The organism is Sphingobium sp. D43FB (genome assembly GCF_002312805.1).
Classification (GTDB): domain Bacteria; phylum Pseudomonadota; class Alphaproteobacteria; order Sphingomonadales; family Sphingomonadaceae; genus Sphingobium.
Window position 1 is genome coordinate 89,635 of the sequence record NZ_NMUA01000012.1, and the last position, 22,584, is coordinate 112,218.

20 protein-coding genes are annotated in these 22,584 nt (G+C 63.1%); 6 read left to right on the plus strand and 14 right to left on the minus strand.

From position 1 onward, the window contains the following. Window positions 1–10: 10 nt before the first annotated feature. Complete coding sequence (locus SxD43FB_RS12240; protein ID WP_096062418.1) at window positions 11–811, plus strand: enoyl-CoA hydratase/isomerase family protein; 801 nt, start codon at window positions 11–13, stop codon at window positions 809–811. 3 nt (window positions 812–814) lie between these two features. Here SxD43FB_RS12240 and SxD43FB_RS12245 read toward each other — a convergent pair whose 3' ends face one another. Then, on the minus strand, window positions 815–1,192 hold the full coding sequence (locus SxD43FB_RS12245) for a DUF202 domain-containing protein (RefSeq protein WP_069064360.1): 378 nt from the start codon (window positions 1,190–1,192) through the stop codon (window positions 815–817). Further along, complete coding sequence (locus SxD43FB_RS12250; protein WP_096062466.1) at window positions 1,189–1,704, minus strand: YetF domain-containing protein; 516 nt, start codon at window positions 1,702–1,704, stop codon at window positions 1,189–1,191. Before SxD43FB_RS12250 ends, SxD43FB_RS12245 begins: the two co-directional genes overlap by 4 nt. A 114-nt stretch (window positions 1,705–1,818) precedes the next feature. On the opposite strand from SxD43FB_RS12250, the gene SxD43FB_RS12255 reads away from it, so the two are divergent. From SxD43FB_RS12255 to SxD43FB_RS12265, 3 genes are all read left to right on the plus strand, one after another. Further along, window positions 1,819–3,117, plus strand: coding sequence for a cation:proton antiporter (locus SxD43FB_RS12255; protein ID WP_096062419.1), 1,299 nt, complete (start codon window positions 1,819–1,821; stop codon window positions 3,115–3,117). A gap of 157 nt (window positions 3,118–3,274) precedes the next feature. Further along, complete coding sequence (gene gntA / locus SxD43FB_RS12260) at window positions 3,275–3,961, plus strand: guanitoxin biosynthesis heme-dependent pre-guanitoxin N-hydroxylase GntA (RefSeq protein WP_096062420.1); 687 nt, start codon at window positions 3,275–3,277, stop codon at window positions 3,959–3,961. Beyond that, entirely contained in the window at window positions 3,958–4,572 is a 615-nt protein-coding gene (locus tag SxD43FB_RS12265) for an urea carboxylase-associated family protein (protein ID WP_096062421.1), read from the plus strand. Before gntA ends, SxD43FB_RS12265 begins: the two co-directional genes overlap by 4 nt. Here the strand turns inward: SxD43FB_RS12265 and SxD43FB_RS12270 are convergent. From SxD43FB_RS12270 to SxD43FB_RS12280, 3 genes are read right to left on the minus strand one after another with little or no spacing between them, the layout of a single operon-like run. Continuing rightward, window positions 4,554–5,963, minus strand: a complete 1,410-nt coding sequence (locus SxD43FB_RS12270; protein ID WP_176482766.1) for a mannitol dehydrogenase family protein — start codon at window positions 5,961–5,963, stop codon at window positions 4,554–4,556. The two genes, SxD43FB_RS12265 and SxD43FB_RS12270, sit on opposite strands and share 19 nt — an antisense overlap. After that, window positions 5,960–7,387, minus strand: coding sequence for a glucuronate isomerase (gene uxaC / locus SxD43FB_RS12275; protein ID WP_096062422.1), 1,428 nt, complete (start codon window positions 7,385–7,387; stop codon window positions 5,960–5,962). Before uxaC ends, SxD43FB_RS12270 begins: the two co-directional genes overlap by 4 nt. A gap of 9 nt (window positions 7,388–7,396) precedes the next feature. Further along, the gene (locus SxD43FB_RS12280) at window positions 7,397–8,182 is read right to left on the minus strand and encodes an FCD domain-containing protein (RefSeq protein WP_069064365.1); all 786 of its coding nucleotides are present in this window, start codon (window positions 8,180–8,182) and stop codon (window positions 7,397–7,399) included. Window positions 8,183–8,287: 105 nt separating this feature from the next. On the opposite strand from SxD43FB_RS12280, the gene manD reads away from it, so the two are divergent. Then, on the plus strand, window positions 8,288–9,496 hold the full coding sequence (manD, locus tag SxD43FB_RS12285; protein WP_096062423.1) for a D-mannonate dehydratase ManD: 1,209 nt from the start codon (window positions 8,288–8,290) through the stop codon (window positions 9,494–9,496). Between the two features lie 96 nt (window positions 9,497–9,592). Here the strand turns inward: manD and SxD43FB_RS12290 are convergent, their stop codons facing one another. From SxD43FB_RS12290 to SxD43FB_RS12315, 6 genes are all read right to left on the minus strand, one after another. After that, entirely contained in the window at window positions 9,593–10,882 is a 1,290-nt protein-coding gene (locus SxD43FB_RS12290) for an MFS transporter (protein ID WP_096062469.1), read from the minus strand. 366 nt (window positions 10,883–11,248) lie between these two features. Further along, complete coding sequence (locus SxD43FB_RS12295; protein ID WP_096062424.1) at window positions 11,249–13,957, minus strand: glycoside hydrolase family 2 TIM barrel-domain containing protein; 2,709 nt, start codon at window positions 13,955–13,957, stop codon at window positions 11,249–11,251. A 112-nt stretch (window positions 13,958–14,069) separates the two neighbouring features. After that, entirely contained in the window at window positions 14,070–15,395 is a 1,326-nt protein-coding gene (locus SxD43FB_RS12300) for an FAD-binding oxidoreductase (protein ID WP_255245704.1), read from the minus strand. 13 nt (window positions 15,396–15,408) lie between these two features. Further along, entirely contained in the window at window positions 15,409–15,810 is a 402-nt protein-coding gene (locus SxD43FB_RS12305; RefSeq protein ID WP_096062425.1) for a RidA family protein, read from the minus strand. Next, window positions 15,810–16,892 carry an alanine racemase gene (locus SxD43FB_RS12310; RefSeq protein ID WP_096062471.1) on the minus strand — a complete coding sequence of 361 codons (1,083 nt, stop codon included), beginning with the start codon at window positions 16,890–16,892 and terminating at the stop codon, window positions 15,810–15,812. Before SxD43FB_RS12310 ends, SxD43FB_RS12305 begins: the two co-directional genes overlap by 1 nt. 130 nt (window positions 16,893–17,022) lie before the next feature. Continuing rightward, a complete protein-coding gene (locus tag SxD43FB_RS12315; protein WP_096062426.1) occupies window positions 17,023–17,574 on the minus strand; it encodes an aldehyde dehydrogenase family protein in 552 nt (183 codons plus the stop codon). A gap of 37 nt (window positions 17,575–17,611) precedes the next feature. Here SxD43FB_RS12315 and SxD43FB_RS12320 point away from each other — a divergent pair, with 37 nt between their 5' ends. Next, the gene (locus SxD43FB_RS12320) at window positions 17,612–18,535 is read left to right on the plus strand and encodes a LysR family transcriptional regulator (RefSeq protein ID WP_096062427.1); all 924 of its coding nucleotides are present in this window, start codon (window positions 17,612–17,614) and stop codon (window positions 18,533–18,535) included. Here the strand turns inward: SxD43FB_RS12320 and SxD43FB_RS12325 are convergent. Genes SxD43FB_RS12325 through SxD43FB_RS12335 form a run of 3 tightly spaced genes read right to left on the minus strand, consistent with a single transcriptional unit; the run spans window position 18,519 to window position 22,563 of the window. Further along, window positions 18,519–19,889, minus strand: a complete 1,371-nt coding sequence (locus SxD43FB_RS12325) for a PepSY-associated TM helix domain-containing protein (RefSeq protein ID WP_255245705.1) — start codon at window positions 19,887–19,889, stop codon at window positions 18,519–18,521. The two genes, SxD43FB_RS12320 and SxD43FB_RS12325, sit on opposite strands and share 17 nt — an antisense overlap. Then, on the minus strand, window positions 19,889–20,428 hold the full coding sequence (locus SxD43FB_RS12330) for a hypothetical protein (RefSeq protein WP_141249505.1): 540 nt from the start codon (window positions 20,426–20,428) through the stop codon (window positions 19,889–19,891). The genes SxD43FB_RS12325 and SxD43FB_RS12330 overlap by 1 nt, the downstream gene beginning before the upstream one ends. A 26-nt stretch (window positions 20,429–20,454) precedes the next feature. Next, the gene (locus SxD43FB_RS12335; RefSeq protein WP_096062430.1) at window positions 20,455–22,563 is read right to left on the minus strand and encodes a TonB-dependent siderophore receptor; all 2,109 of its coding nucleotides are present in this window, start codon (window positions 22,561–22,563) and stop codon (window positions 20,455–20,457) included. Between the last annotated feature and the right edge of the window lie 21 nt (window positions 22,564–22,584).

The window sequence follows — 22,584 nt, forward strand, 5'->3', positions numbered from 1 at the left end:
GGATGACGATATGAGCGACGCCCCGCATCTGCTGACGCAGGACCAAGACGGCATCCTGATTGTAACTTTGAACCGGCCGGATAAGCTCAACGCCCTGTCGGCGCAGACGATGGCGCTGTTCGAACAAGCGCTGTTGCGCTTTCGCGATACGCCGGAATTGCGGGTGATGCTGATCCGCGCGACCGGGCGCTATTTCTGTTCGGGCGCGGATTTGAAAAGCGGGACCAACCCGGACTATCCGCGCACCCCGTCGGGCATTCGCGAAAATCATCGGCTCAACCTCAACGGCATGCAGCGCATCTATGACGAGATGGAGCATATCGAAAAGCCGATCGTCAGCGCCATTCATGCGACCTGCGTCGGTGGTGGGCTGGAAATGGCGCTGTCGTGCGATTTCCGGCTGGCAGCGAAATCCGCTGCCTTTTCCTTTCCCGAAGGCTTGTTTGGCGTACTGCCCGCCTCCAACGGTGTCAGCCGCCTGACGCGCATCTGCGGGCCGCACTGGGCGCGCTGGCTGATCATGGGCAACCAGAAGGCGGATGCCGACCGCGCGCTCATCATGGGTCTGGTGCATGACGTGTTGCCCGATGCCGGGTTTGACGAAGCGGCGCTGGACTTCTGCCGCCATCTGACCAAGCAGAATGCCGAGCAGATGGGCGCGGCCAAGATCGCGATCGAACTGGCGGCCGAGGTCGGCCCGTCCATGGGGCGGCATGTCGAGCGCATGGCGAACAGCGCCCTGATGCTCAACCCCGCCTATCTGGAGGGCATGGAACGCTATATGAAAGGCGTGGGCAGCAAAAAGGGATAAGGGTCAGGCGCGGACAAGCGCCCATATCGCTGCCAGCAATCCGAGCGTCGCCGCAATCAGGCTCCACGCCATCAGCCGGATGCGCACTGGCCGCAGCGCGGCGACGCTGTGCGCATCCAGTCGGCCCCTGATGCGACAGGCGCGGCGTTCGGCGGATATGAATATGAAAATCGCGATCAGCAGAAACGTCGATGCGATACTCTTCGACACCCAGGCCGGATCGACCGCGTCGAACAGCGCGTGAAAGCCAAGCGCAATACCCACCGATGCCATGCCGGTACGAATCCAGCTGGCGAAGCTGCGTTCATGCGCCAGCAGCGTGCGGTCTTCGGCGAAGTCGGTGCGGTCCTGCGCCAGATCGCCACGATCAGACGCGCTCATGTGGCGACGCCCTTGACCATCGGAATTGCCGATCGCGAACCGACCTTTTCCCTGGACACGACACTGAAGCTGCCGTCGGTTTCCAGAATGACGGCAGCCACCAGATCAAGGCCACCAAAGCCAGCCGCCCGGACGGCCGAGAGCAATTCGTCCTGCGTCACCCGCTCCTGCCGCAGGGCGGCCTCATCGGGCACGCCATTGTGCAGCAAGGCTCTTGGCTCGGATTTGGCGAGATTTTCGATCCAAGGAAAGCCCACGGACAAGGCGGCGATCAGATATTGCAGGCCCACCAGGAGGAGGAAGGCGACGACGCCTTCGACCAAGGCAACATCCTTGGACAGCAGGATCGTCGCCAATGTCGATCCTAGCGCAACCGTGACGACCAGATCGAAAGCATTCATCTTTGCCAGCGTGCGTTTGCCGCTGATACGCAAAGTCGTGACCAGCGCCAGATAGGCAGCCGCGCCAAGCGCCACGACGCGCAGCAATTCGGGCCAGCTATCAAATATCATATTCTGCTCCTTGCAGGTCGCCAAGCGCTTGTCCCGAAACCAACAAGTCGCCAAGCCTGTCGTTCCATTTAAGCAGAAAAGGCAACGCTTCGGCGCGCCGACCGTTACGCAACGATGCTCCATTTCTCCGCGCCCGAACCCTATATCCTCTGGTTAACTGGCGCGGGGGTGTTGATTGCCCTGGTCGCCTGGCTGCCGCTGGCGTTGAAAAAGTTGCCGCTGTCGTTGCCGATCATCTGCATCGGGATCGGTGCGGCCGTTTTTTCCATTCCCGCCGTTACGCTGCGGCCGATGCCGCTGGATTATCCCGACATTACCGAACGGTTTACGGAGTTCGTCGTCATCATCGCACTGATGGGCGCGGGGTTGAAGCTGGATCGGTCGTTCAGCTGGCGGCGCTGGGGGGTGACCTGGCGGTTGCTGATCGTCACCATGCCGATCAGCATCGTGGCGATCACCGCGATCGGCGGGTGGGGACTGGGCCTGCCCTGGGTCGCGGCGCTTCTGCTGGGCGCGAGCCTGGCGCCGACCGATCCCGTGCTGGCCGCCGATGTGCAGGTGGGGCCGCCCAAGACGGGCGAGGAAGATGAGGTGCGGTTTGGCCTGACGTCCGAAGCGGGGCTGAATGACGGGCTGGCCTTTCCCTTCGTCAATCTGGCGCTGGCGCTGGGACTGGCGGCGTCGGTCGGTGAGCCATGGGCGCAGAAATGGGTGCTGGAAAGTGTGTTATGGGAGATTGGCGGCGGTGTCGCGGGCGGCTGGGTGATCGGCAAGGTCTTCGGCTGGCTAACCTACCATGTTCCGGCGGAAACGAAATTGTCGAAGACGGGCGATGGCCTGATCGCCATTGCCGCCACTTTCGTCTCTTATGGGCTGACCGAAATCATCAACGTCTATGGCTTTCTGGCCGTCTTCGTCACGGCATTGACGCTGCGCCGGTCGCATCATGACCATGATTTCAACCATGCCATGCATAATATCACCGAGCAGATCGAGCGGTTGGCGATGATGGTGGTGCTGATCCTGCTGGGCGGCGCGCTCGCCAACGGGTTGCTGAGCGCATTGCGATGGACGGATGTGGCGGCGGCCTTGGCCATCATCCTGATCGTTCGGCCGCTGGCGGGTCTGCTGGCGATGATCGGGTTCCGCGCGGCATGGCCGGAAAAGCTGACGCTGGCCTTTTTCGGCATTCGCGGCGTCGGGTCATTCTATTATCTGGCCTATGGGCTCAATCACATGCCGTTGGAGACGGGCGAGCGGCTATGGGCGATCGTCGGGCTGGTCGCTGTGCTGTCGATCCTGCTGCATGGGCTGACCGTGACACCGGCGATGCGACTGCTCGACCGGATGCATGGACGCGATCCCGACAAGCTCAGCCCAGACCCGGACGCGACGCCAGGCGGGGCGCACTAATCTGTATCAGTCCGATTCCCGTGCGACGGGTGCGACCAATTTTGAGGTCGAGACGTTATCGCAGCCGAAACAAACGGAGAGTCGAGCGGTTGAAAGCGCGTCGCCCCAGTCGGGAGCGCCTGCTCCGCCCGACGCAGACAATGAAACGGAATGCAGCATGTTTCCTTGGACCCATAAGTCCCAAGTCCAACTCGAAGCCGAGTTGCAGGATCATATCGTGGCGCCGGCTTTCCCCTGCGTCGGCGCGAAGGCCGCACTGGCGCGGGGCAATCTCGTGACGCTGGCGTGCAATCGCATCGACAGCGCATGGGACGATCTGCGCGTGCATGATGCGCTGCTGGGCTTTACCAGCGCGTATAAGGACCAGCCGGGGCTGTTCCGCAGCTTTGCGGCGGTGTTCGAAGGGCCGGAGGATTTGTCGGAGGAAGCGTTCGAGCATGCCTTGTGGGACCGGGTGCAATCGCTGAGCGACAAGGATGCGTGGCGGGGCCAGGATTATGACGATCGGGTCAGCGCCGATCCGACCAATCCGCATTTTTCGCTGAGTTTCGGGGGCGAGGCCTATTTCATCGTCGGCCTGCATCCGCGCGCCAGCCGACCGGCGCGCCGGTTCAAATACCCTAGCTTGATCTTCAACCTGCACGACCAGTTCGAGCAACTGCGCGCCGAAGGGAAATATGAGACGATGCGCGAGAAGATATTGGTGCGCGACGAAGCGCTGGCCGGGTCGCGCAACCCGATGCTGGAGCGGCACGGCGAAAATAGCGAGGCGCGGCAATATTCCGGACGCGCGGTGGGCGATCAATGGGTTGCGCCGTTCGAATATCGGGGAGAGAAAGCATGACCGATGGCTTGCAGGTGATCGCCGAGCGGAGCGGTGCGGCGTTCCGTTTAACGCGCGGGGCAGTGCTGACGGTGATCGACCCCAAGGGCGAACAGGTGGCGGACCTGTTGGCCTATAGTGCCGCCGATGTGCGGGAGGTCATCTCGTCCGGGCGGACGCTGGATTATGCCGAGACGATCAGCCTGACCACCGGGCATGCGCTCTATTCCAACCGGTCGCAGGTGATGCTGACTATCATCGCGGATACGGTGGGCCGTCATGATTTTCTGCTGACGCCCTGCTCCATCGACACGTTCCACCATTTCTACCCCGACCTGGAGCCGCATCGCGGCTGTTTCGGCAATCTGGCCGAAGCGCTGGCTCCCTATGGGATCGAGCCGGATGCGATTCCGGTGGCGTTTAATTGCTTCATGAACGTGCCGGTTGCGCCGGACGGCAAGCTGCGCGTGCTGCCGCCCGTCAGCAAGGCGGGTGATCACATCCAGTTCCGGGCGGAAATGGACCTGATCATTGGCCTCACCGCCTGTTCCGCGCCCGATTCCAATGGCGGCAGCTTCAAGCCCATCCATTATGCGATTGAAATAGCGGCCGATCAGGCAGCCGTCCTCTGATCCACTTCGGCCTGGAGCAGAGCGTGGCTCTGGTCGGTGACGGTCCAGCGATCGGCGAACAGTCCCTGTTCGCCGAACAAGGCGGTCACGATGCCGTCGGTTCCCGCCGATTGCCATAGGGCGGCAAGCTGCGCGGCCATAGGATCATCCACCGGCCGCGCGTCGCCGCGGACGTGGAGCATCCAGGCGGCCAAGGCTTTCAATGTTGCCGGGCAGGCGCGGCCTGCGGCCAGGTTGATCGCGAGTGGTTCCAGCCAGCGTTGCGGGATTTTCTGCGACCCGTCGATCGCGATCTGGGCGAGGCGGTGCGGCAATGCGGGATTGGCGAAACGCGCGAGCAATTGCGCGGCATAGGCGTCGATGTCGAGGCCGGGGTCGCTGCCTAGGCTGACGCCCGCTTCGTCGCGCATGAGCCGTTCGATCAGGGGTCGCAGGGTGGGATCGGCGATCGCCTGATGCACGAAGTCATGGCCCTGCGCGAGACCGAGATAGGCGAGCGCGGAGTGGGCGCCATTGAGCATCCGCAGCTTGGCGGCTTCATGCTGACGCACATCGGATACCAGTTGCGCGCCGCCGACTTCCCAGCGAGGGCGCGGTCCGGCAAAGCGATCCTCGATCACCCATTGGCGGAAGGGTTCGGTAATGACGGCGGCGGCATCCTCCAGGCCGATGGTGTCGGCGATCTGCTGGCGGTCGGCATCGGTGACCGCGGGCACGATGCGATCGACCATGGTGGAGGGGCACGCGCATTCGCGGCGGAACCAGGCGGCGAGGCCGGGATCGACGCGATCGAGATAGGCGTTGAGCAGGCCCGACAGGACCGCGCCATTTTCCGCGAGATTATCGCAGCTTACGAGCGTCAGGCCCGCAAGGCCGGCCGCGCGTCGACGCCCCAGCCCGGCGGCGAGGAAGCCGTAGATGCTGCTGGGGGTTGCGCCCTTGACCAGTTCCGGTTCGAGCAGGGACAGGTCAAGCTGGCCAGCCGGTGTGCGGCAATAGCCTTTTTCCGTCACGGTGAAGCTGACGATGTGCGTGCTGCTGCTGGCCAGCGCCGCGACGACGGCGGCGGGATCGCGCGGCGCGACGATCACGCGCTGCACTGTGCCGATCAGGCGGGTATGCGGGCTGCCACTGCCGCGTTCCGACACGGTGAACAGGCCGTCCTGCGGCTCCATCTGATCCGCGACATCGCCCGATCGCAGCGATACGCCGGTGATGCCCCAATCGCGGTCGCCCGCCGCCATGGCATCGTCGGTATAGACCGCCTGATGCGCGCGGTGAAAAGCGCCGATGCCGAAATGGACAATGCCGCAGGCTTGGGCCGCGCGGTCATAGCCCGGCCGTTCGACGTCGGCGTTCAGTGCGGCGATGGTCTCTTGCGACAATCTCACAGCTTATACGCCTTCTTGGCCAGCGTGTAGGACAGGTCGACCGCCAGTTCGGCAGCCTCCCATTCCTCCATGCGATGTTCCGCCACCCATTGGGCGAGGAAACCGCAGTCGATCCGCCGCGCGACATCGTGGCGCGCCGGGATCGACAGGAAGGCGCGGGTATCGTCGTTGAAGCCGACCGTATTGTAGAAGCCGGCGGTCTCGGTCATCTGGTTGCGGAACCGGCGCATACCTTCGGGACTGTCATGGAACCACCAGGCCGGACCGAGCTTGAGCGCAGGATAATGGCCCGCGAGCGGCGCGAGTTCGCGCGCATAGCTGGTTTCATCCAGCGTGAAGAGGATGATGGTGAGGTTGGCTTCATTGCCATAGCGGCTGAGCAACGGGCGCAGCGCGTGAACATATTCGGTCGCCATCGGAATATCGGCCCCCTTGTCGCGGCCGAAGCGCGCGAAGAGCGACGCATTATGGTTGCGATAGGCACCGGGATGGATCTGCATCACCATGCCATCCTCGACGCTCATCCCGGCCATGACGGTCAGCATATGGGCGCGGAACAGTTCGGCGTCGGCATCGGACACGCTATCGGCGGTCACGCGGGCGAACAGCGCTTGTGCCTCTGCATCCGACAGATCGGCGGTCGCGGCGGTTGGATGACCGTGATCGGTCGAGGTCGCGCCCATGCTGGCGAAAAAGGCGCGGCGCTGGCGGTGGGCGGCGAGATAGCCCTTATAGTCGAACGCATCTTCCCCGGTCAGGTCGGACAGTTTGCGCAGATTGTCGCGAAAGCCGTCAAACTGCGGGTCGATGACGGGATCGGGCCGGTAGGCGGTCAGCACCCTGCCCTTCCAGCCATCGGCGGTATTATTTTCGGCAAGGATCGCGGCGTGATGGTCGAGATCGTCGAGCGGCGATTCCGTGGTCGTGATCACTTCGATATTGAAGCGGTCATAAAGCGCGCGCGGGCGGAAGGCCTCGGTCGCCAGCGCCTGCGTAATGGTGTCATAATAAAGGTCGGCGCTGGCCGCTTCGAGCTGGACGGTCAGGCCGAAGGCTTCGGCGAAAACCCAGTCGAGCCACATGCGCGAGGGCGTGCCGCGGAACAGCGTGTAATTTTCCGCCAATATGCGCCATGCCGCGCGCGGATCGACAGAGGTGCCCTCGCCGCCTTTGGGCACCAGCCCGATCATGTCGAGCGATATGCCTTGGCTGTAGAGCATCCGAAAGACATAATGGTCGGGCGTCAGCAACAATTCGCTGGCATTGCCGAAGGGCTGATCCTGCGCGAACCAGCGCGGGTCAGTATGGCCATGGGGACTGATGATCGGCAGGCCCGCGACGGCTTCATAGAGGCGGCGCGCGATAGGACGGACGGACGGATCGGTCGGGAACAGACGGTCTGGATGCAGGATCAGCGGACGCATGAACGAAACCTATAGAGTTGCGGCGCGGGCATAGCGCGCACGGGTGGAAGCGATGGTGCGGCGGGCGTCCTCGATCGCATCTTCCTCGATCGTGAACAGCAGATGATCGATGACCGAGCCGAGATGCGCGCGCATCGCGGCCCTGGCGGCGGCGGGATCGCGGGCATGGAGAGCATCGCGCACGACGCTATGTTCCGCCACCACGGGCTGGATATTGGCGGTGCGCGCCTTTTCGAGCAGCAGTGCGCAGTCGGGCGAGGTCGAGCGCAAGCGCCACATTTCCTCTACCTGATTGTGGATCACCGCGTTGCGCGTGGCCGAAGCTATGAGCAGGTGGAAGGCGCGATCGGCTTCAGTGCTGACGCCGGGGAGGAGATTTTCCTCCGACATTTTCAGGACTAGCCGGTCGAGTTCTTCGAGTTCGTCGTCGCGGATGTTGACTGCGGCCAGCGCCGCCGCTTCGCCTTCAACCAACAGGCGCGCCTCCATCAGTTCGAAGGCGGTGACGGTAAAGCCCGGCCGGTCCTGATCACCCGGCAGCGCGCGGACATAGGCACCGGACCCGATCCGCACTTCGATCAACCCCTGGACTTCCAGCGCGATCATCGCCTCGCGCACGGCCGGACGGCTGACGCCGTGCATGACCGACAGTTCGCGCTCGGCCGGCAGGCGGTCGCCAATCGCATAGCGGCCGGTCGCCAGATCCTCGAACAATCGGCGTGCCAGCTTCTGATATAGCCGCTCGGTACCGTCCATCGGGACCGATCCACCGGCGCTTTTGCCTGTCTCAATCATTTTTCTACCCTCGCCTGAAAATAGGCCTTACCAATTTTGTTGAAATCGGCAAGAGTGACACTAACGGTAATTGCCAACTATGGCCACTGGTGAGGGAAGTATCTCATGAAAATTCAATCAGCGCGCGTCATCGTCACCTGTCCGGGGCGTAATTTCGTGACGCTCAAGATCGAAACCGACCAGGGTGTCTATGGCATTGGCGATGCGACGCTCAACGGGCGCGAACTGGCGGTCGTCTCCTATCTGGAGGACCATGTCATTCCCTGCCTGATCGGCATGGACCCCCGCCGAATCGAGGATATCTGGCAATATCTGTATCGCGGTGCCTATTGGCGGCGCGGCCCGGTGACGATGCGCGCGGTGAGCGCGGTCGATACCGCGCTGTGGGACATTAAGGGCAAGATGGCCGGCATGCCGCTCTATGACTTGCTGGGTGGCAAGAGCCGGGACGGCATCATGGTCTATGGTCATGCCAATGGCAGCGACATTGAAGAAACGGTCGATGCGGTCGGCCACTATATCGACATGGGCTATAAGGCGATTCGCGCGCAGACGGGCGTGCCGGGCATCAAGGATGCTTATGGCGTCGGCCGCGGCAAGCTATTCTATGAACCGGCCGATGCCGCGCTGCCGTCGGTCACGGGATGGGATACGCGCAAGGCGCTGAACCATGTGCCCAAACTGTTCGACAAGTTGCGCGCCACCTATGGATTCGATCATCATCTGCTGCATGATGGGCATCATCGCTATACGCCGCAGGAAGCCGCTAATCTGGGCAAGATGCTGGAGCCTTATCAGCTATTCTGGCTGGAAGATTGCACACCGGCGGAAAATCAGGAAGCGTTCAAGCTGGTGCGCCAGCATACCGTGACGCCGCTGGCCGTCGGCGAGATTTTTAACACGATCTGGGATTGCAAGGATCTGATCCAGAACCAGTTGATCGATTATATCCGCTGCACCGTGGTCGGCGCAGGCGGCGTCACGCATCTGCGCCGGATCGCTGATCTGGCCGCCCTATATCAGGTGCGGACCGGAAGCCATGGCGCGACCGACCTGTCGCCAGTGACAATGGGCACGGCGCTGCATTTCGACACATGGGTGCCCAATTTCGGCATTCAGGAATATATGCGCCATACGCCAGAAACCGACGCCGTATTCCCGCATGATTACCGGTTCGAGGCGGGCGAAATGTTCGTGGGCGATACGCCGGGCCATGGTGTCGATATCGACGAAAAGCTGGCCGCGAAATATCCCTATAAGCCCGCCTATCTTCCGGTAGCGCGCTTGACCGACGGAACCATGTGGAACTGGTAAGGCCGGTCAATATCGTCGGAATATGATCGCATAAGAGAAAGGGCGCTGGAATTGGCTTATTCCAGCGCCCTTTTCTGTGCTTTCGTCGCTTGAGGGTCAGGCCGGAAGCGGAATGGCGGAGGGCTTTTTACGGAGCAGGGTCCACAGGATAGCCGCGCCCGCAATATCGAACAAAGCGAGGCAAACGAACAGCGGATCATAGCCGATCGTGTCAGCCAAAGCGCCGATCACGAGCGAGAAGCTCAAGCCGCCGATCCATGCCGCCGAGCCCGCCATGCCGGTCGCCGTGGCGACGACACGGCGGTCGAACAGGTCGGCCGACAGCGTGAGAAGCGCGCCCGATAGCATCTGATGCGCGAAACCGCCGACGCAGAAGAGCGCGATCGCCATAGCAGGACTGCCCGCCAGGCCAATACAACCCGGCCCGATCATGCAGAGCGCGCCAGTGGTCATCACGATCTTGCGCGATGTCAGCAGCGACACGTTGAACCGCCGCATGAGCCAGGGCGCATAATAGCCGCCGATGATCGACCCGGCGTCGGCGGCGAGAAAGGGCAACCAGGCGAAGGCGGCAATACCTTTAAGGTCCATGCCGCGCGCTTCGACCAGATAAAGGGGAATGAAAAAGCTGAATGTCTGCCATGCCGGTTCCGCAAGGAAGCGCGGAATGGCGATGCTCCAGAAATCGCGGCGGACGATCAGTGCGCGCCAGCCGAGCGGCGTATCCCCCGCTGCGGCATCGGATGCCGCCTCTTCGGCCGCGCGCCCGCCCAAAATATGCTCGCGCTCGCTTGCGCTGAGGCGCGGATGATCTTCCGGGTTACGATAGCCGAAATACCACAAGGCTGCCCATAGGAAGCCGACGCTGCCCGTCACGATGAAGGCGGATTGCCACCCCCAAACAGCGATGCAGAAGACGACGACCGGCGGTGCGATCATGGCGCCGAGCGATGATCCGATATTGAACCAGCCGGTGGCGACCGTGCGTTCGACCGGAGGAAACCACTCGCCTACGACCTTGATCCCGGCCGGGATCGCCGCCGCTTCGGTCAGGCCAAGCAGCCCACGGAAAACCGCAAAGCTCGGCCAGCCGGTTGCAAAGGCATGGCAGCAATTGGCCGCCGACCATCCGAGCGCGAACAAGGCGAAGCCAAGCCGCACCCCCATCCAGTCGAGCGCCAGGCCGGCCAAGGGTTGGGACACGGTATAGGCGGCCTGAAAGGCGGCGACGACCCAGCTATATTGCTGGGTGCTCATGTCGAACGTCGCCTTGAGGGTCGGGGCGGCCACCGACAGGGAGGAGCGGGCGAGGTAATTGAGGACCGTGCCTAATGTGACCAAGCTGATGATCCACCATCTCAGTCGCCCGATCCTCTGTGTGGTCATCGTCAGAACCTTCAAAAAAAAATGGCCGGGCCTTGAATGCCCGGCCATCAGTGGGAGGTGGAGAAAGGGTGATTGCCGCCATTGCTGTCGAAGCGCGGATGGCAGACCGAAATAGCCTCTTTGTTCAAGCGCATATCGTCAGTCAGCTTGGCGCCCAGCATGATCGCCGCTATCGACGCTCTGGACTGCGGATGCTGTGTGCTGGGTGACGGCGAGAACAGTCATGATCATTGCCGTGCCTACCCAAAACCTTGAAAAGCTGCGCAGGCTATCCCCCCGATTCACTAGCCATAGTATATGACCGGTTTTTTAAACTGGTAATGCCGATCTCGCACGCCACCCTCTTCCTGTCAAACGATTTCACGCCTACTGCGCGCGGCGCGCTTCAGGAACGATCGTGATCGCGGACACCAATGCATCGCCCCCGGCCGCGTTGAATTGCAGCGCCAGTTTTCCGTTTCGTACCTCTACGGGGAAAGTCCGTGTAACCGCCTTCAATGCGCCGCCTGCCGCTTTTGCGGGATTAAAGCCCGATAGCGCCGTTCTGCCATTAACGATAACGTCGAAGCTGCGCGTTGCCGCTTTTTCGGCGTCCGGCTCAAACATATGGAGGGTGACCGACCAGCGCCCATTGGGCAGGGGCAGCGCATAAGAAAAGCTGCCTTCGCGGTAAGAAGCATAGAGTTCGGGGTCGCTCGTGCCAACGACATTGCTCTCTGCCACCTTGCCGCGCGCCCCCATGCGCAATTCTGGGACCGTGCCACCCGTGAAGAAGGTATCCGAGCCATAGCGTTTACCGTCTACAGTGGTAAGGCCAGTCAGGCTTCCCACCCGGATGCGCAAACCGTCGGCGGCATCCGGTGCTTTCCAGCCTACCGTGTCCGACAGGGACTTGCCGTCGATGGACGCGGTGGTGGTCACTTCATTATCGCCCGGCTTAAGCGCGATGCCGGGCCAGACGCAGATTTGCTCGGGACAGGGCACCGTCCCGGCATCGCGCCCGTTGACCTTCAAACTGGCAGTGGCGGCATTGCTGTAGGCGCGCACATCCATGACCGGATAGGCGCGATCGACATAGCGCCGACCGGTCAGATGCAGGACAGGCTCCTTCGACCAACTGGCCTTGTAGAAATAAAAGGCGTCCTTGCGAATGGTGCGGTCATAGCTGACCAACCCCTTGTCGTTGAGGTCGATGGCCTCGCCCTCTTCGCGGCTGTTCGAGGCGAAGTCGAACATGTTCCAAATCCAGGTTGCGGAGAGATAGTCCTGCTTTTTGAGGACTTTCCATGTCTCTTCATGGACCCAGGCCTGAAACGCTTCGGGATGGGGACGACCATTGGCATTGACCGGCCCGCCCAGCGGATTGTCGGTATGCTGGGTAAGCGCGCCGCCTGCTCCATATTCGGTCAGCGCAACCGCGCGCCCCGGATATTTGGCATGCAAAGCCGCCAGCGCCGTCGCGGCGTCGCCGGGCTTGCCATAATACCAGCCGAAATAGCGATTCAATCCGACCATGTCGGTCACGTCGTTGAGGACTTGCGCGCCGGGCAGCGACAGGGGCGAGCCCGTCGCTTCGCAACAATCGGCATAGGCCGTCGGGCGGCTGGGGTCCTCGGCTTGCGCCAGCGCATTGAGTTCGATCAGCATGTCGCGCGACTGGGCGGGTGGCCCCTTTGCCCCTTTGCGCAGCGCGTCGATCGCCGCGCCGATGTCGATTTCATTGCCGACCGACCAGATCATGATCGAAGGATGGTTATAATTTTGGCGGATCAGTTCGCGCAATTGCTGCCGCGCATTGGCGATCAACGCAGGCGATGGCCGGGCGTCGTCGAAAGCGGATTGATGGACGAAGGGCAGTTCGGCCTTGACGACCATGCCGGTTTCGTCGGCCAAGCGGGTCCATTCCTGGGCATGTTGATAATGGGCATGGCGAATGGTGTTGACGCCCATTTCCGCCATGATCGCCATATCCTGTGCATGGTCTTCCGGGGTGAGCGCCCATCCCTTGCCCTGCCGGTCCTGATGGCGCGACGCGCCGTGCAGGCGGGTGGGCTTGCCGTTCAGAATGAAGCCCCTGTCGGGATCAAAGGCGAAGGTCCGCACGCCGAGCGGTTGCTCCACCCGGTCGACCACGCGGCCGCGTTCGACCAGTTCGGACACGACGCGATAGAGATAGGGATTTTCGCGTCCCTGCCACAATATCGGCTGCGCGATCATCAGCGCGCGGCGCAGTTCCAGCGTGCCATTCGCGGTCAGCGCGGCGGGGGCGCTGTCCCGTGCGACGACCGCGCCGTCGGCATCCAGAATCTGCGTGTTGACGGTCAGCTTGCGCCGCCCCGGTCCGGCGTTGCGCAGCCGCGCGAGCAGCGCCACGCTGGCGGCGGCGTCCGTCACTTGCGGCGTGCTGATATAGAGGCCCGGCCCGCCATGATCGAGCGTATCAAACTGTGCGGCATCGACCGTGATCAGGGATACGCCGCGATAGAGGCCGCCATGGACGAAGAAGTCGCCGCCCAGTGGAATGACGTCCGCCGTCGAACTGCCGGGCGCGGGCTTGCTGTTATCGGCTTTGACGACGATGACGTTGGATGCGCCCGCTCGCAACTGATCGGTGATGTCGAAACGGAAGGTCGAAAAGGCGCCGGCATGGCCGCCGACGCGCACGCCGTTCACCCATATTTCCGCAATCGCGCCGACGCCGTCGAACTGGATCAACTGGCGCTGGCCCTTGGCTCGTGACGGTGCGGTCAGGGCAAGACGATACCAGCCTATGCCTTGCTCCAAATTGCTTTGCGCCGACCGGGTGAGCTGATATTCGCCCATGCGGTTCCAGGTGTGGGGGAGGTCGACCCGTTCCCAGCTGCTATCGTCGAAGGTTGGGGCGGTAACGCCATCGGCATCGCCGCCAAAACGGAAGTGCCAGCCCGATGCAAGGGAGACAATCTGGCGGGGACCTGTGGCCTGTGCGCCCGGTTGCGCCGTAGCCGATGCGGGGGCTGCGGCAGCGGGGGCGGTCGCCAGCGCCATTGCCGCGATGCTGACCAGACCGAGAAAATGGATTTTCGATACGCGCATTTGACCTCTCCCAATTATTGGTAAGGCCAAATAGCATTGGCTGGTCTATGTCAACCGTCGAGCGCGGATAACGATCTGATCGAGCCACTCTCAGCGAATGATTTGCGCCGCGTTAGAGCGAGCCTACCTTGATTTTCGAGCCATCGACCAGGCGGTTCAGGCGAAATTGCGTGGGATCCACGCTTGGCCGGTCGTTGGCAATCAGTTCCGATGCGAGATAGCCGATGCCGGGGCCAAGGCCGAAGCCATGGCCGGAGCATCCCGCTGCGAGATAGAGCCCACCGACTGGGTCCACCGCCGAGATGACCGGGACCGCGTCGGGCGTGCAATCGACATAGGCACCCCAGGCGTGATCGATCTCTAGGCCTGCCAGTTGCGGGAAGGTACCGCGCACATTATCCATGATCGCCTGCACCAACCGCCGATTGGGCGTGGGGGCGGCGATGCGGTTGCGTTCGAAGAGACGATCACTGTTGCCGAACATGGCCGACAGCGATTCCGCGCCAGTGAGGAAGGACGCACCAACCTCCATCTGGACGGCTTTGAGCCGCTGAATGAATTGCGGCATGAATTCCCGCGCGAAGCCTATGCCCTGGGGCGTCAGTTCCAGCGTGGCCCGCCCGCTGATCGCCATCGTGTAGCTGCCATCGAGGCGGCGGGTCATGGCGAGGTCCGGGCAATAGAGGACTTCGCCGACATTGACGGTCGGTTTGGTGCGCAGGGCCGTTTGCCGCACGCTGGCCTGCGGGAAGCGGATGCCGTGGCGGCGCAGGAAGGTCGAGGCCCAGGCACCGGCCGCGCACAATATAGCGTCGGTGCGGATCATGCCCCGTTCGGTATGGACGCCAGTGACCTGGCCGTTCGTAATGTCTAGGCCGCGCGCGGCGCATTGCTGGTGAATGGTCGCGCCCAGAGCGCGGGCGCCTTGCGCCAATATCGGCGCTGCCAAGGCGGGTTCGGCCTTGCCGTCTCGCACCGAATGAAGGCCACCCAACCATTTGCGGCGCCTCTGCGGAATACGATCAGCCGCTTCCTTGGCGCTCAACATATAGGTTTCGACGCCAAATTCGCGCGCGGTCGGGGTCCATGCCTCCCAGCCTGCCAGCATCGCGGCGTCATCGGTGGTGTAGATAAGGCCGGTGCGGCGAAAGCCCAGATCCTGCCCGATCTCCGGCGCCAGACTGTCCCACAGGCGCATCGACAGCAACGACAACGGCATTTCGCGCGGATCGCGATTTTGCAGGCGGCACCAGCCCCAGCTGCGGCTCGATTGTTCGCAGGCGATGTAGCCTTTTTCGATCAGGGCGACCTTCAAGCCGCGCTTTGCCAGATAATAGGTCGCCGCCGTACCGACGATGCCCCCGCCCACCACGACGACATCGACCGCGTCGGGCAGATGGTCGTCACTGGCGACCTGTTGAACGAAGGGCAGCATCATCGGCTCCTGAAAGTCAGTCTGTCATATCGGGCAAGCTGGCGATCGCATCGATCTCGACCAGATAGCCGTAATGAAGTTCAGGGACAGGCACCACTGTACGAGCGGGCGTAGCGGTACCCAGCATGTCGGCATAGACGGCGTTGAAGCGCGGCCAATTTTCGACGCCAACGATATAGGCGGTGACCCGACACAGATCGGACGGCTCGGCCCCCGCCGCTTTCAGGATCGCTAGCATATTGGCGATGGCTTGCCGCGCCTGCGTTTCGAACGCCATGTCGGGCAGCGGTGCTTTGTCGGCCCGGATCGGCAGCTGACCCGAAATATAGAGCGTGTTCCCCGACCGGATCGCCTGCGCGTAATGGCCGGCCGGAGCGGGAGCAGTGTCGGTCAGGATCGGTTGCGGTGTATTGGTCATTACCATCCTCCAAAACGCTGCCATTGTGCCACGACCCTGTCGTCGGTGCCGTGAACGACATGATAGCGGCGATGCTGCGCGCCAGTGGCGCAGGCATGGTTGGGTAGCACGCGCACCCGATCGCCGATCTTGAGGTCGGGCAAGGATGCGCTGGAACCAGGGCGGACCATGATGATGCCATGTTCCTGATTGGCGTCGGACAGGATGAGATCATCATAAGCCACGCCGCTGCTGTCGCAGACGACGCCATAGCCCTGATTGACCGCTTGCTTGGATGTGCCGCGATCCTGCGACATTGCCATCCAGCCCGCGTCGATCAATATCCAGCCCTTGTCATGCTGATGCCCGATCACGGTCGCCAGCACGGAAAGCGCGATATCCTCGACGCGGCATATGCCGACCCCCGCCATCACCAGATCGAAGAACATGAAGACGCCCGCGCGCACTTCGGTCACGCCGGTCAGGTCATGGGCGTGGTGGGCGGTCGGGGAAGAGCCCATGCTCACTACCGGACAGGGCAGGCCCGCATCGCGCAGGATGGTGGCGGCATCAACCACGGCGCGACGCTCTTCCTCGGCGCAGCGGCGCAGCGCCTCTTCCCCGCGCGCGGCATAGCTGCCGCCCGCATGGGTCAGCACGCCGCGCAATTCGCCACCCTGGGTCAGCGCCTGCCCGATCGCGACCAGTCGGTCCCGGTCGGTCGGCAACACGCCGGAGCGATGGCCATCGCAGTCGATTTCGATCAGCGCAGGAATGGCATCGCCCGCCTCGCGCGATGCGGCGGCCACGGCCTGCGCCTGTTCGACCGTGTCGAGGACGATCGCAAGGTCGATGCCCTGTTTGCGCAGGGCGATGACCTTGGCCAGTTTCCACGGCGCGATCCCCACCGCATAAATGATGTCGCGGACACCGGCAGCGGCGAAGAATTCCGCTTCCTTGAGGGTCGAGACCGTCGCCGGTCCCTGCGGCGTGGTCATGGCGCGGTGGGCCACCTCGATCGACTTGGCGGTCTTGAGATGCGGGCGGAGCGATACGCCCACGGGCGCGAGCCGTTCGCGCAGGCGGGCGATGTTGCGGTCCATGCGATCGGCGTCGAGGATGAGGCAGGGCGTCTCCAGATCGGCGAGGCGTGTGGTTGCGGCTTCGTCCTGCGGCGGTTCCACGGTTTGGGCTATCGTCACGGTCGGTTCCTTATTGGCATCATCATGTTTGTCATGGGAAATAGCCCAGTATCGCCTTGGTCTCTAAATATTCCTCCAGGCCGAACACGCCATATTCGCGGCCATTGCCCGACTGTTTATAGCCGCCAAAGGGGGCCATGCCGTCCCAGGCCGGATGGTTGATATGCACTTGCCCCGCGCGGATTTGCGCGGCGACGGCGCGGGCTCGGTCCAGGTCGCGCGACTGGACGTGTGCGCCGAGGCCGTAGATCGTATCGTTGGCGATCCGCACCGCGTCGGCTTCGTCGGCATAGGGGATGAGGCAGAGGACGGGGCCGAAGATTTCCTCCTGCGCGATGCGCATGGTGGGGCGCACGTCAGAGAAGATGGTGGGCCGGACGAAAAAGCCCGTGTCCAGGCCATCGGGCCGCCCCGGACCGCCGCAGACCAGCCGCGCGCCTTCGGCCATGCCGATGCGGATCATATCCTGCACCTTGTCGAATTGGTTGCGATTGGCGACCGGACCAAGGTCGGTGCTGTCCAAGGCGGGATCGCCGACGACCAGCGCCGCGGCGGCGGTTGCGGCGAGAACTGAAGTCTGCAATTAACATATTCTGTATTTATAGCTAAGATGGAACTTAATGCTTTCGACGGATGACCTTCGCTTTTTCCATATGATCGCCAGCGCGCCGTCGCTGGCCGAGGCGGCGCGCAGGTTGAATGTCACGCCACCTGCAGTCACGCAACGCTTGCGGGCGCTGGAGGAGCGGGTGGGGGTGAAGCTGATCGACCGGACATCGCGCGGTCTGCGCCTGACCGACGAAGGGGAGTTGATCGCGTCGGACGGGGCGGACATCATCAGCGCGATCGAACAATTGTCGGAACGGGTGGCAAGCCGCACCCGGCAGGTCAGCGGCCATCTGCGCGTAGCGGCCCCCTATGGTTTTGGCAGGCGGCATGTCGCGCCGGTGGTCTGCGACTTTGCCAAACGGCATCCGGCGATATCGGTGACGCTGGCGCTGTCCGACAGCCCGATCCGACAAATGGCCGACAATTGGGATATCGTCGTGCATATCGGGGCGTTGCCCGAAAGCGACCGCCTGGTCACGACGCTTGCCCCCAACAGCCGCATCCTGTGCGCCGCCCCCGACTATCTTGCCCGGCATCCCCCGATCCAGACCCCGCAGGATTTGACGGCGCATCAATGCCTCGCGCTGCGGGAGAATGACGAGGATGTCACGCTCTGGCGCTTTGCCCATGCCAAGCAGGGCAAGGTGACGGTGCGGATCAAGCCGGTCATGGCGAGCAATGATGGCGAGATCATCCGCGACTGGGCGCTGGCGGGGCTGGGCATCATCTTGCGGAGCGAGTGGGATGTCGCGCAGGATCTGGCGGCGGGGCGGTTGCAGGCGATCCTGCCGCGCTGGTCGCCGCCCGCTGCTGATGTGGTGGCGCTGCTCCACGCCCGGCAAGGGCGCAGCGGGCGGACCAACGCCTTCCTGCAGGTGCTGCGCGAGAGCCTGGCTGCGCCGCTGTGGCGCAGGGATTTTACACCGCCAGCATGAACCCGACGCAGCCTGCTAGGATAGCGACAACAAGGAGCATCTGAAGCCCGCGCCGAAAGCGGTGGCCATCGGTCACGACCAGGCTGACGACCAATATCGTGACGAGCAGACCCCAGAAGGCCGCGACCAGCGGCGCGTCGTTGCCGATCCATTGGCGCAGGACGAAGGTCAGCATCAGCGCGGTCGGGCTGCCCCAGACGATGGCGTCCCAGGCGCGGGTGAGGCGGGGATGGTCGAGACCGCGCCGCCGCCTCTTTCCGAGCCAGATCGAGGTGCCGGTGGCGGTCATGGCGCACAGCGCGAGGCCGAATAAGGCATAAGCGATCTTGACCGGCAGGCCGCCATAATTGCCGAAGTGGAGATTATAGGCCGATGCCGCTGCCTGTTGCCCCAGCGCACCGTCGGACAGGCCCGCCGTGCCATGATAGCCACCCTTGGCGTCGAACATATAATATTCGCCGAAAATGAGCCGGTTGGGATGAAGGCCGACGACCTGAACATGCTGTCCGGCGGTCAGCGGATCATGCAGGATCAGGTAGCTGGGATGCACATCGGGATGATGCGCCTGCATGTAGCGCATGGGGGCCGCCATGTCGGGGACGGGCGCGGAAGCCTTGTCCGCTGCACCTTCGCCGCCGAAGATGGGGGCGTAGACGGCTGCCAGATCGCCCTTGTAGAAACTGCCGGCCAGGCCATAGCCGGTAACGACCGCGAGGCCGATCATCGCGCCGGTCAGCGCGATCATGACGGTGAAGGGCAACGTCCAGACGCCGAGCCGGTTGTGCCAGTCGGCCAGCCCCACCCCGCCGCGATCGCGGGCGCGCAGGCGAAAGGCGTCGCGGAAGATGCGCGGATGGGCGATCACGCCGGAGATCGCCAGCGCCACGATCATGACGCCCAAGAGCCCGACGAGGATCATGCCCAGCGTCGAGGGCAGATGCAGCGTATAATGGAGCGAGAGGAGATAGTCGGACCAGGCATTTTCCTCCGGCATGGCGATGCTACCATCGGAGGCGACATGGACCGCCTGATGATCGGTGGTGATGGTGGTGCGCGGCAGGTCTTGCGTCGGCAGATGGACGTAGAGATGGGTGGTAAGCGGCTTGCCCTTCTCGCTCGCCAGCACGGTTTCCACCGCGCGTTGCACCGATTGGGGCGCGATTTCGCGCATTTCGGGGGCGGCGGGCTGTTCGATCCGCTGCCATTCGGCGAAGAAGACGACGATCGTGCCGGTCAGGCAGACGAGATAGAGGAAGGCACCCGCCAGCAGGCCGATGGCGGCATGGGCCGAGAGCGCGTCGCGAACGGTCGCCTTGTCGAAGCCTTTGGCGCGCACGCCTTCGCCATTGCTCATTACATCATTCCCCACAGGATGGACAAGCCGCCGACCAGAAGCGGCGCGCCCAGCATCAGCCATTGCGTGCGCCGCCGCTTTGCCAGCATCAACAGGACGACCAAGATCGACCAGAGCAAAGGCGTCAGGAAGAGGGTGACCACATTGGCATTGGCCTCCCCTGCCCCGCTGGCGGACACCCAGACGCGCATGGCCAGCGCAAGGGCGAGCGATGCGACGAGGGCGAACGGCACCGTGATCAGGAAGGTCAGCAGGCGGCGGCCGATATAGGATGGTTCGCCAGCGTCAGGCAGCATATGCGCGCGCCGTTGGGGCGGGCGTGCCTTGTCACGCGGCGCGGTCCAGCCCGCGACGGCGAGGCAGGCGAAGGCGCAGAGCATCAGCGACAGGCACGCCACCGACACGCCCCACGCGCCATGGCCCGCCCCGGCCGCGATCAGACCCAGGACCAGCAGCGCCCAGGCCGCACCCAGCAGCGGGACGGATCGCCCCTGCAACCGCCAGGCGTGACGGAGCAACAGCACTGCGGCCACCGTCATCGCCGATCCTGCCCAGACCCAGGCCATCAGAAGGCGTAGGTCAGCGTGCCGAACACATTGCGATCCGCCCCGATGAAGCAGTCGCCGCGCGACAGGCAGGCGGCATAATGTTGCTTGTTGAACAGGTTGGTTGCATTGATCGACATGCGCCATTGCCGCCAGTTCACTTCGGCCAGGGCATCAACCAGCGTGTAGGACGGGGTGCGCACGACACCGCCGGACCAGTTTTCGCCGACATAGCGGACGCCGGTGCCGAGCCGCAGCGACTTGTCATCATCCATGCGGAACGTCTTGGTGGCCCAGGCGGATGCGCCATATTTGGGCACATTGTCGAGTTGCTGCTGCCCCTCGCTCTCGTTCAGATAGGCTTTGTTGTAGCTGAAATTGGCGATGATCTCATAATCGCCGGGCAGCGAACGGCGGCCTTCGATCTCAAAGCCCTTCGACGTAGCCTTGCCCGCCTGCACCGAGACGGTTGGGGACAGGTTGATGACGCGATTGCTCTGCCGGATATGATAAGCGGTCGCGGTCAGCAGGGTGCGGTCGTCGGGGTGGAGTTTGACGCCGACCTCATATTGGCGGCCGCGTTCGGGCTTCCAGGGCGTGCCGTCATTGGCGCTGCCGGAAATCGGGTTGAAGGATTCGGTGTAGCTGAAAAAGGGCGAGAAGCCGGTCACGACTTCGGCGATGATGCCCGCGCGGAAGGAGGTGGCGTTCGCGGTTTCCTTGGTGCGGCTGTTGGTCGCGGGATCGAGGCTCTTGGTTTCGACATGGTCGCGCCGTCCGCCCAGCACGATCGAGACGCGATCCCACAGGCGGATCTGATCCTGCACATAGAAGCCGAGCTGCGCCTGGGTCACATTGCTGTTGGTGCCGTAGAGATAGCCCGCATCGCCCGGCTGCGGGATACCGCCGCCATAGTCGGACAGGGAGGCATAATCGATGTCGTAAATATCGATCGTTTCAAACGCGGCACCACCCAATTTGCGCACCCGGTTCCAGCTATAATCGACGCCCGCCAGCAGGATATGTTCGATCGCATCGCCGGTGTTGAAGTCGATCCGCACATTATTGTCGGTCGAAAAGACATCGGTGCTGGCATAGCTGCCATCGGCATAAAGGCCGATCACGCGCTGCGCGGAGTCGAGATAGGGATTGGCGGGATTGCTGTAGCTGTTGGGATAATGGGTGAAATAGGTGAGATCCGAGTCGATCACCCGCGCCTTGAGGTTCAACTGGACATGCTCGTTGAAACGATGTTCCAGCAGGGCCGTGCCCTGCAGGGTGCGGCCGTCATAGCGGTCCCAGCCGGGCTTGCCGATGAAGGTGTTGTTCGGCAACTGGCCATTGGGATTGGGCGCGAGCGTGCCGACGATCGGCAGGAATTGCGAGATCGAGCCGCCATCATCTTCCTGATACAGGCCCAGCAGCGTCAGTTCGCTCTGTTCCCCCAGTTTGAAGCGCAGCGAAGGGGCGAGCATCACACGGTCGTCAGAGACATGATCGACCTGCGTATCGGCATCGCGGACCCGCGCGACCAGCCGCGCCGCGATTCCGTCGGTGAGTGATCCGGTGACGTCGCCCAATATTTCCTTGCGGTCGAACGAGCCATAGCGGACCGACATTTCGCCATGCGTTTCATAATCGGGCCGCTTCGACACGGTGTTGATGAGGCCGCCGATCGAGCCTGACCCGAACAACACGGAGGCCGGGCCGCGCACGACCTCGACTTGCGAGAAATTATAGGGGTCGGACCGGATATTGGCGAAATAACTGAACAGGTCGCGCACGCCGTCGCGGAACTGGAGCGGGGAAATGCCGCGAATGAAGGCCCCGTCCTCGCGGCCGTCCGCGCCATAGGGGTTGGCGACCACGCCCGACACATAGCGCAGCGTGTCGGCGATCGAGATCGCGCCCTGCGCCTGATAGGTTTCGGCGTTGATGATGCTGATCGGCTGGGGCGTTTCGATGAGGGGCACGTCGGTTTTCGTGCCTGCGCCGCTCGACTGGCCAGCGACCGCGGTGACGACGATGCTGGACTGGTCCGCGCCCTCCGCAGCGTCGGGTGCCTGCGCGAGGGATGGCGTGACGGTCATGGCGGTGCAGAGGCACAGCGCGAGCTTTGCGGCCTTCATAAAATCCCTTTTATGCAAATA

What these genes read in the sequence shown, in the direction of transcription:
- SxD43FB_RS12240 (WP_096062418.1), top strand. Translation starts at nt 11, where the DNA reads ATGAGCGACGCCCCGCATCTGCTGACGCAGGACCAAGACGGCATCCTG.
- SxD43FB_RS12245 (WP_069064360.1), bottom strand. Translation starts at nt 1,192, where the DNA reads ATGAGCGCGTCTGATCGTGGCGATCTGGCGCAGGACCGCACCGACTTC.
- SxD43FB_RS12250 (WP_096062466.1), bottom strand. Translation starts at nt 1,704, where the DNA reads ATGATATTTGATAGCTGGCCCGAATTGCTGCGCGTCGTGGCGCTTGGC.
- SxD43FB_RS12255 (WP_096062419.1), top strand. Translation starts at nt 1,819, where the DNA reads ATGCTCCATTTCTCCGCGCCCGAACCCTATATCCTCTGGTTAACTGGC.
- gntA (WP_096062420.1), top strand. Translation starts at nt 3,275, where the DNA reads ATGTTTCCTTGGACCCATAAGTCCCAAGTCCAACTCGAAGCCGAGTTG.
- SxD43FB_RS12265 (WP_096062421.1), top strand. Translation starts at nt 3,958, where the DNA reads ATGACCGATGGCTTGCAGGTGATCGCCGAGCGGAGCGGTGCGGCGTTC.
- uxaC (WP_096062422.1), bottom strand. Translation starts at nt 7,387, where the DNA reads ATGCGTCCGCTGATCCTGCATCCAGACCGTCTGTTCCCGACCGATCCG.
- SxD43FB_RS12280 (WP_069064365.1), bottom strand. Translation starts at nt 8,182, where the DNA reads ATGATTGAGACAGGCAAAAGCGCCGGTGGATCGGTCCCGATGGACGGT.
- manD (WP_096062423.1), top strand. Translation starts at nt 8,288, where the DNA reads ATGAAAATTCAATCAGCGCGCGTCATCGTCACCTGTCCGGGGCGTAAT.
- SxD43FB_RS12290 (WP_096062469.1), bottom strand. Translation starts at nt 10,882, where the DNA reads ATGACCACACAGAGGATCGGGCGACTGAGATGGTGGATCATCAGCTTG.
- SxD43FB_RS12295 (WP_096062424.1), bottom strand. Translation starts at nt 13,957, where the DNA reads ATGCGCGTATCGAAAATCCATTTTCTCGGTCTGGTCAGCATCGCGGCA.
- SxD43FB_RS12300 (WP_255245704.1), bottom strand. Translation starts at nt 15,395, where the DNA reads ATGATGCTGCCCTTCGTTCAACAGGTCGCCAGTGACGACCATCTGCCC.
- SxD43FB_RS12305 (WP_096062425.1), bottom strand. Translation starts at nt 15,810, where the DNA reads ATGACCAATACACCGCAACCGATCCTGACCGACACTGCTCCCGCTCCG.
- SxD43FB_RS12310 (WP_096062471.1), bottom strand. Translation starts at nt 16,892, where the DNA reads ATGGACCGCAACATCGCCCGCCTGCGCGAACGGCTCGCGCCCGTGGGC.
- SxD43FB_RS12320 (WP_096062427.1), top strand. Translation starts at nt 17,612, where the DNA reads ATGCTTTCGACGGATGACCTTCGCTTTTTCCATATGATCGCCAGCGCG.
- SxD43FB_RS12325 (WP_255245705.1), bottom strand. Translation starts at nt 19,889, where the DNA reads ATGAGCAATGGCGAAGGCGTGCGCGCCAAAGGCTTCGACAAGGCGACC.
- SxD43FB_RS12330 (WP_141249505.1), bottom strand. Translation starts at nt 20,428, where the DNA reads ATGACGGTGGCCGCAGTGCTGTTGCTCCGTCACGCCTGGCGGTTGCAG.
- SxD43FB_RS12335 (WP_096062430.1), bottom strand. Translation starts at nt 22,563, where the DNA reads ATGAAGGCCGCAAAGCTCGCGCTGTGCCTCTGCACCGCCATGACCGTC.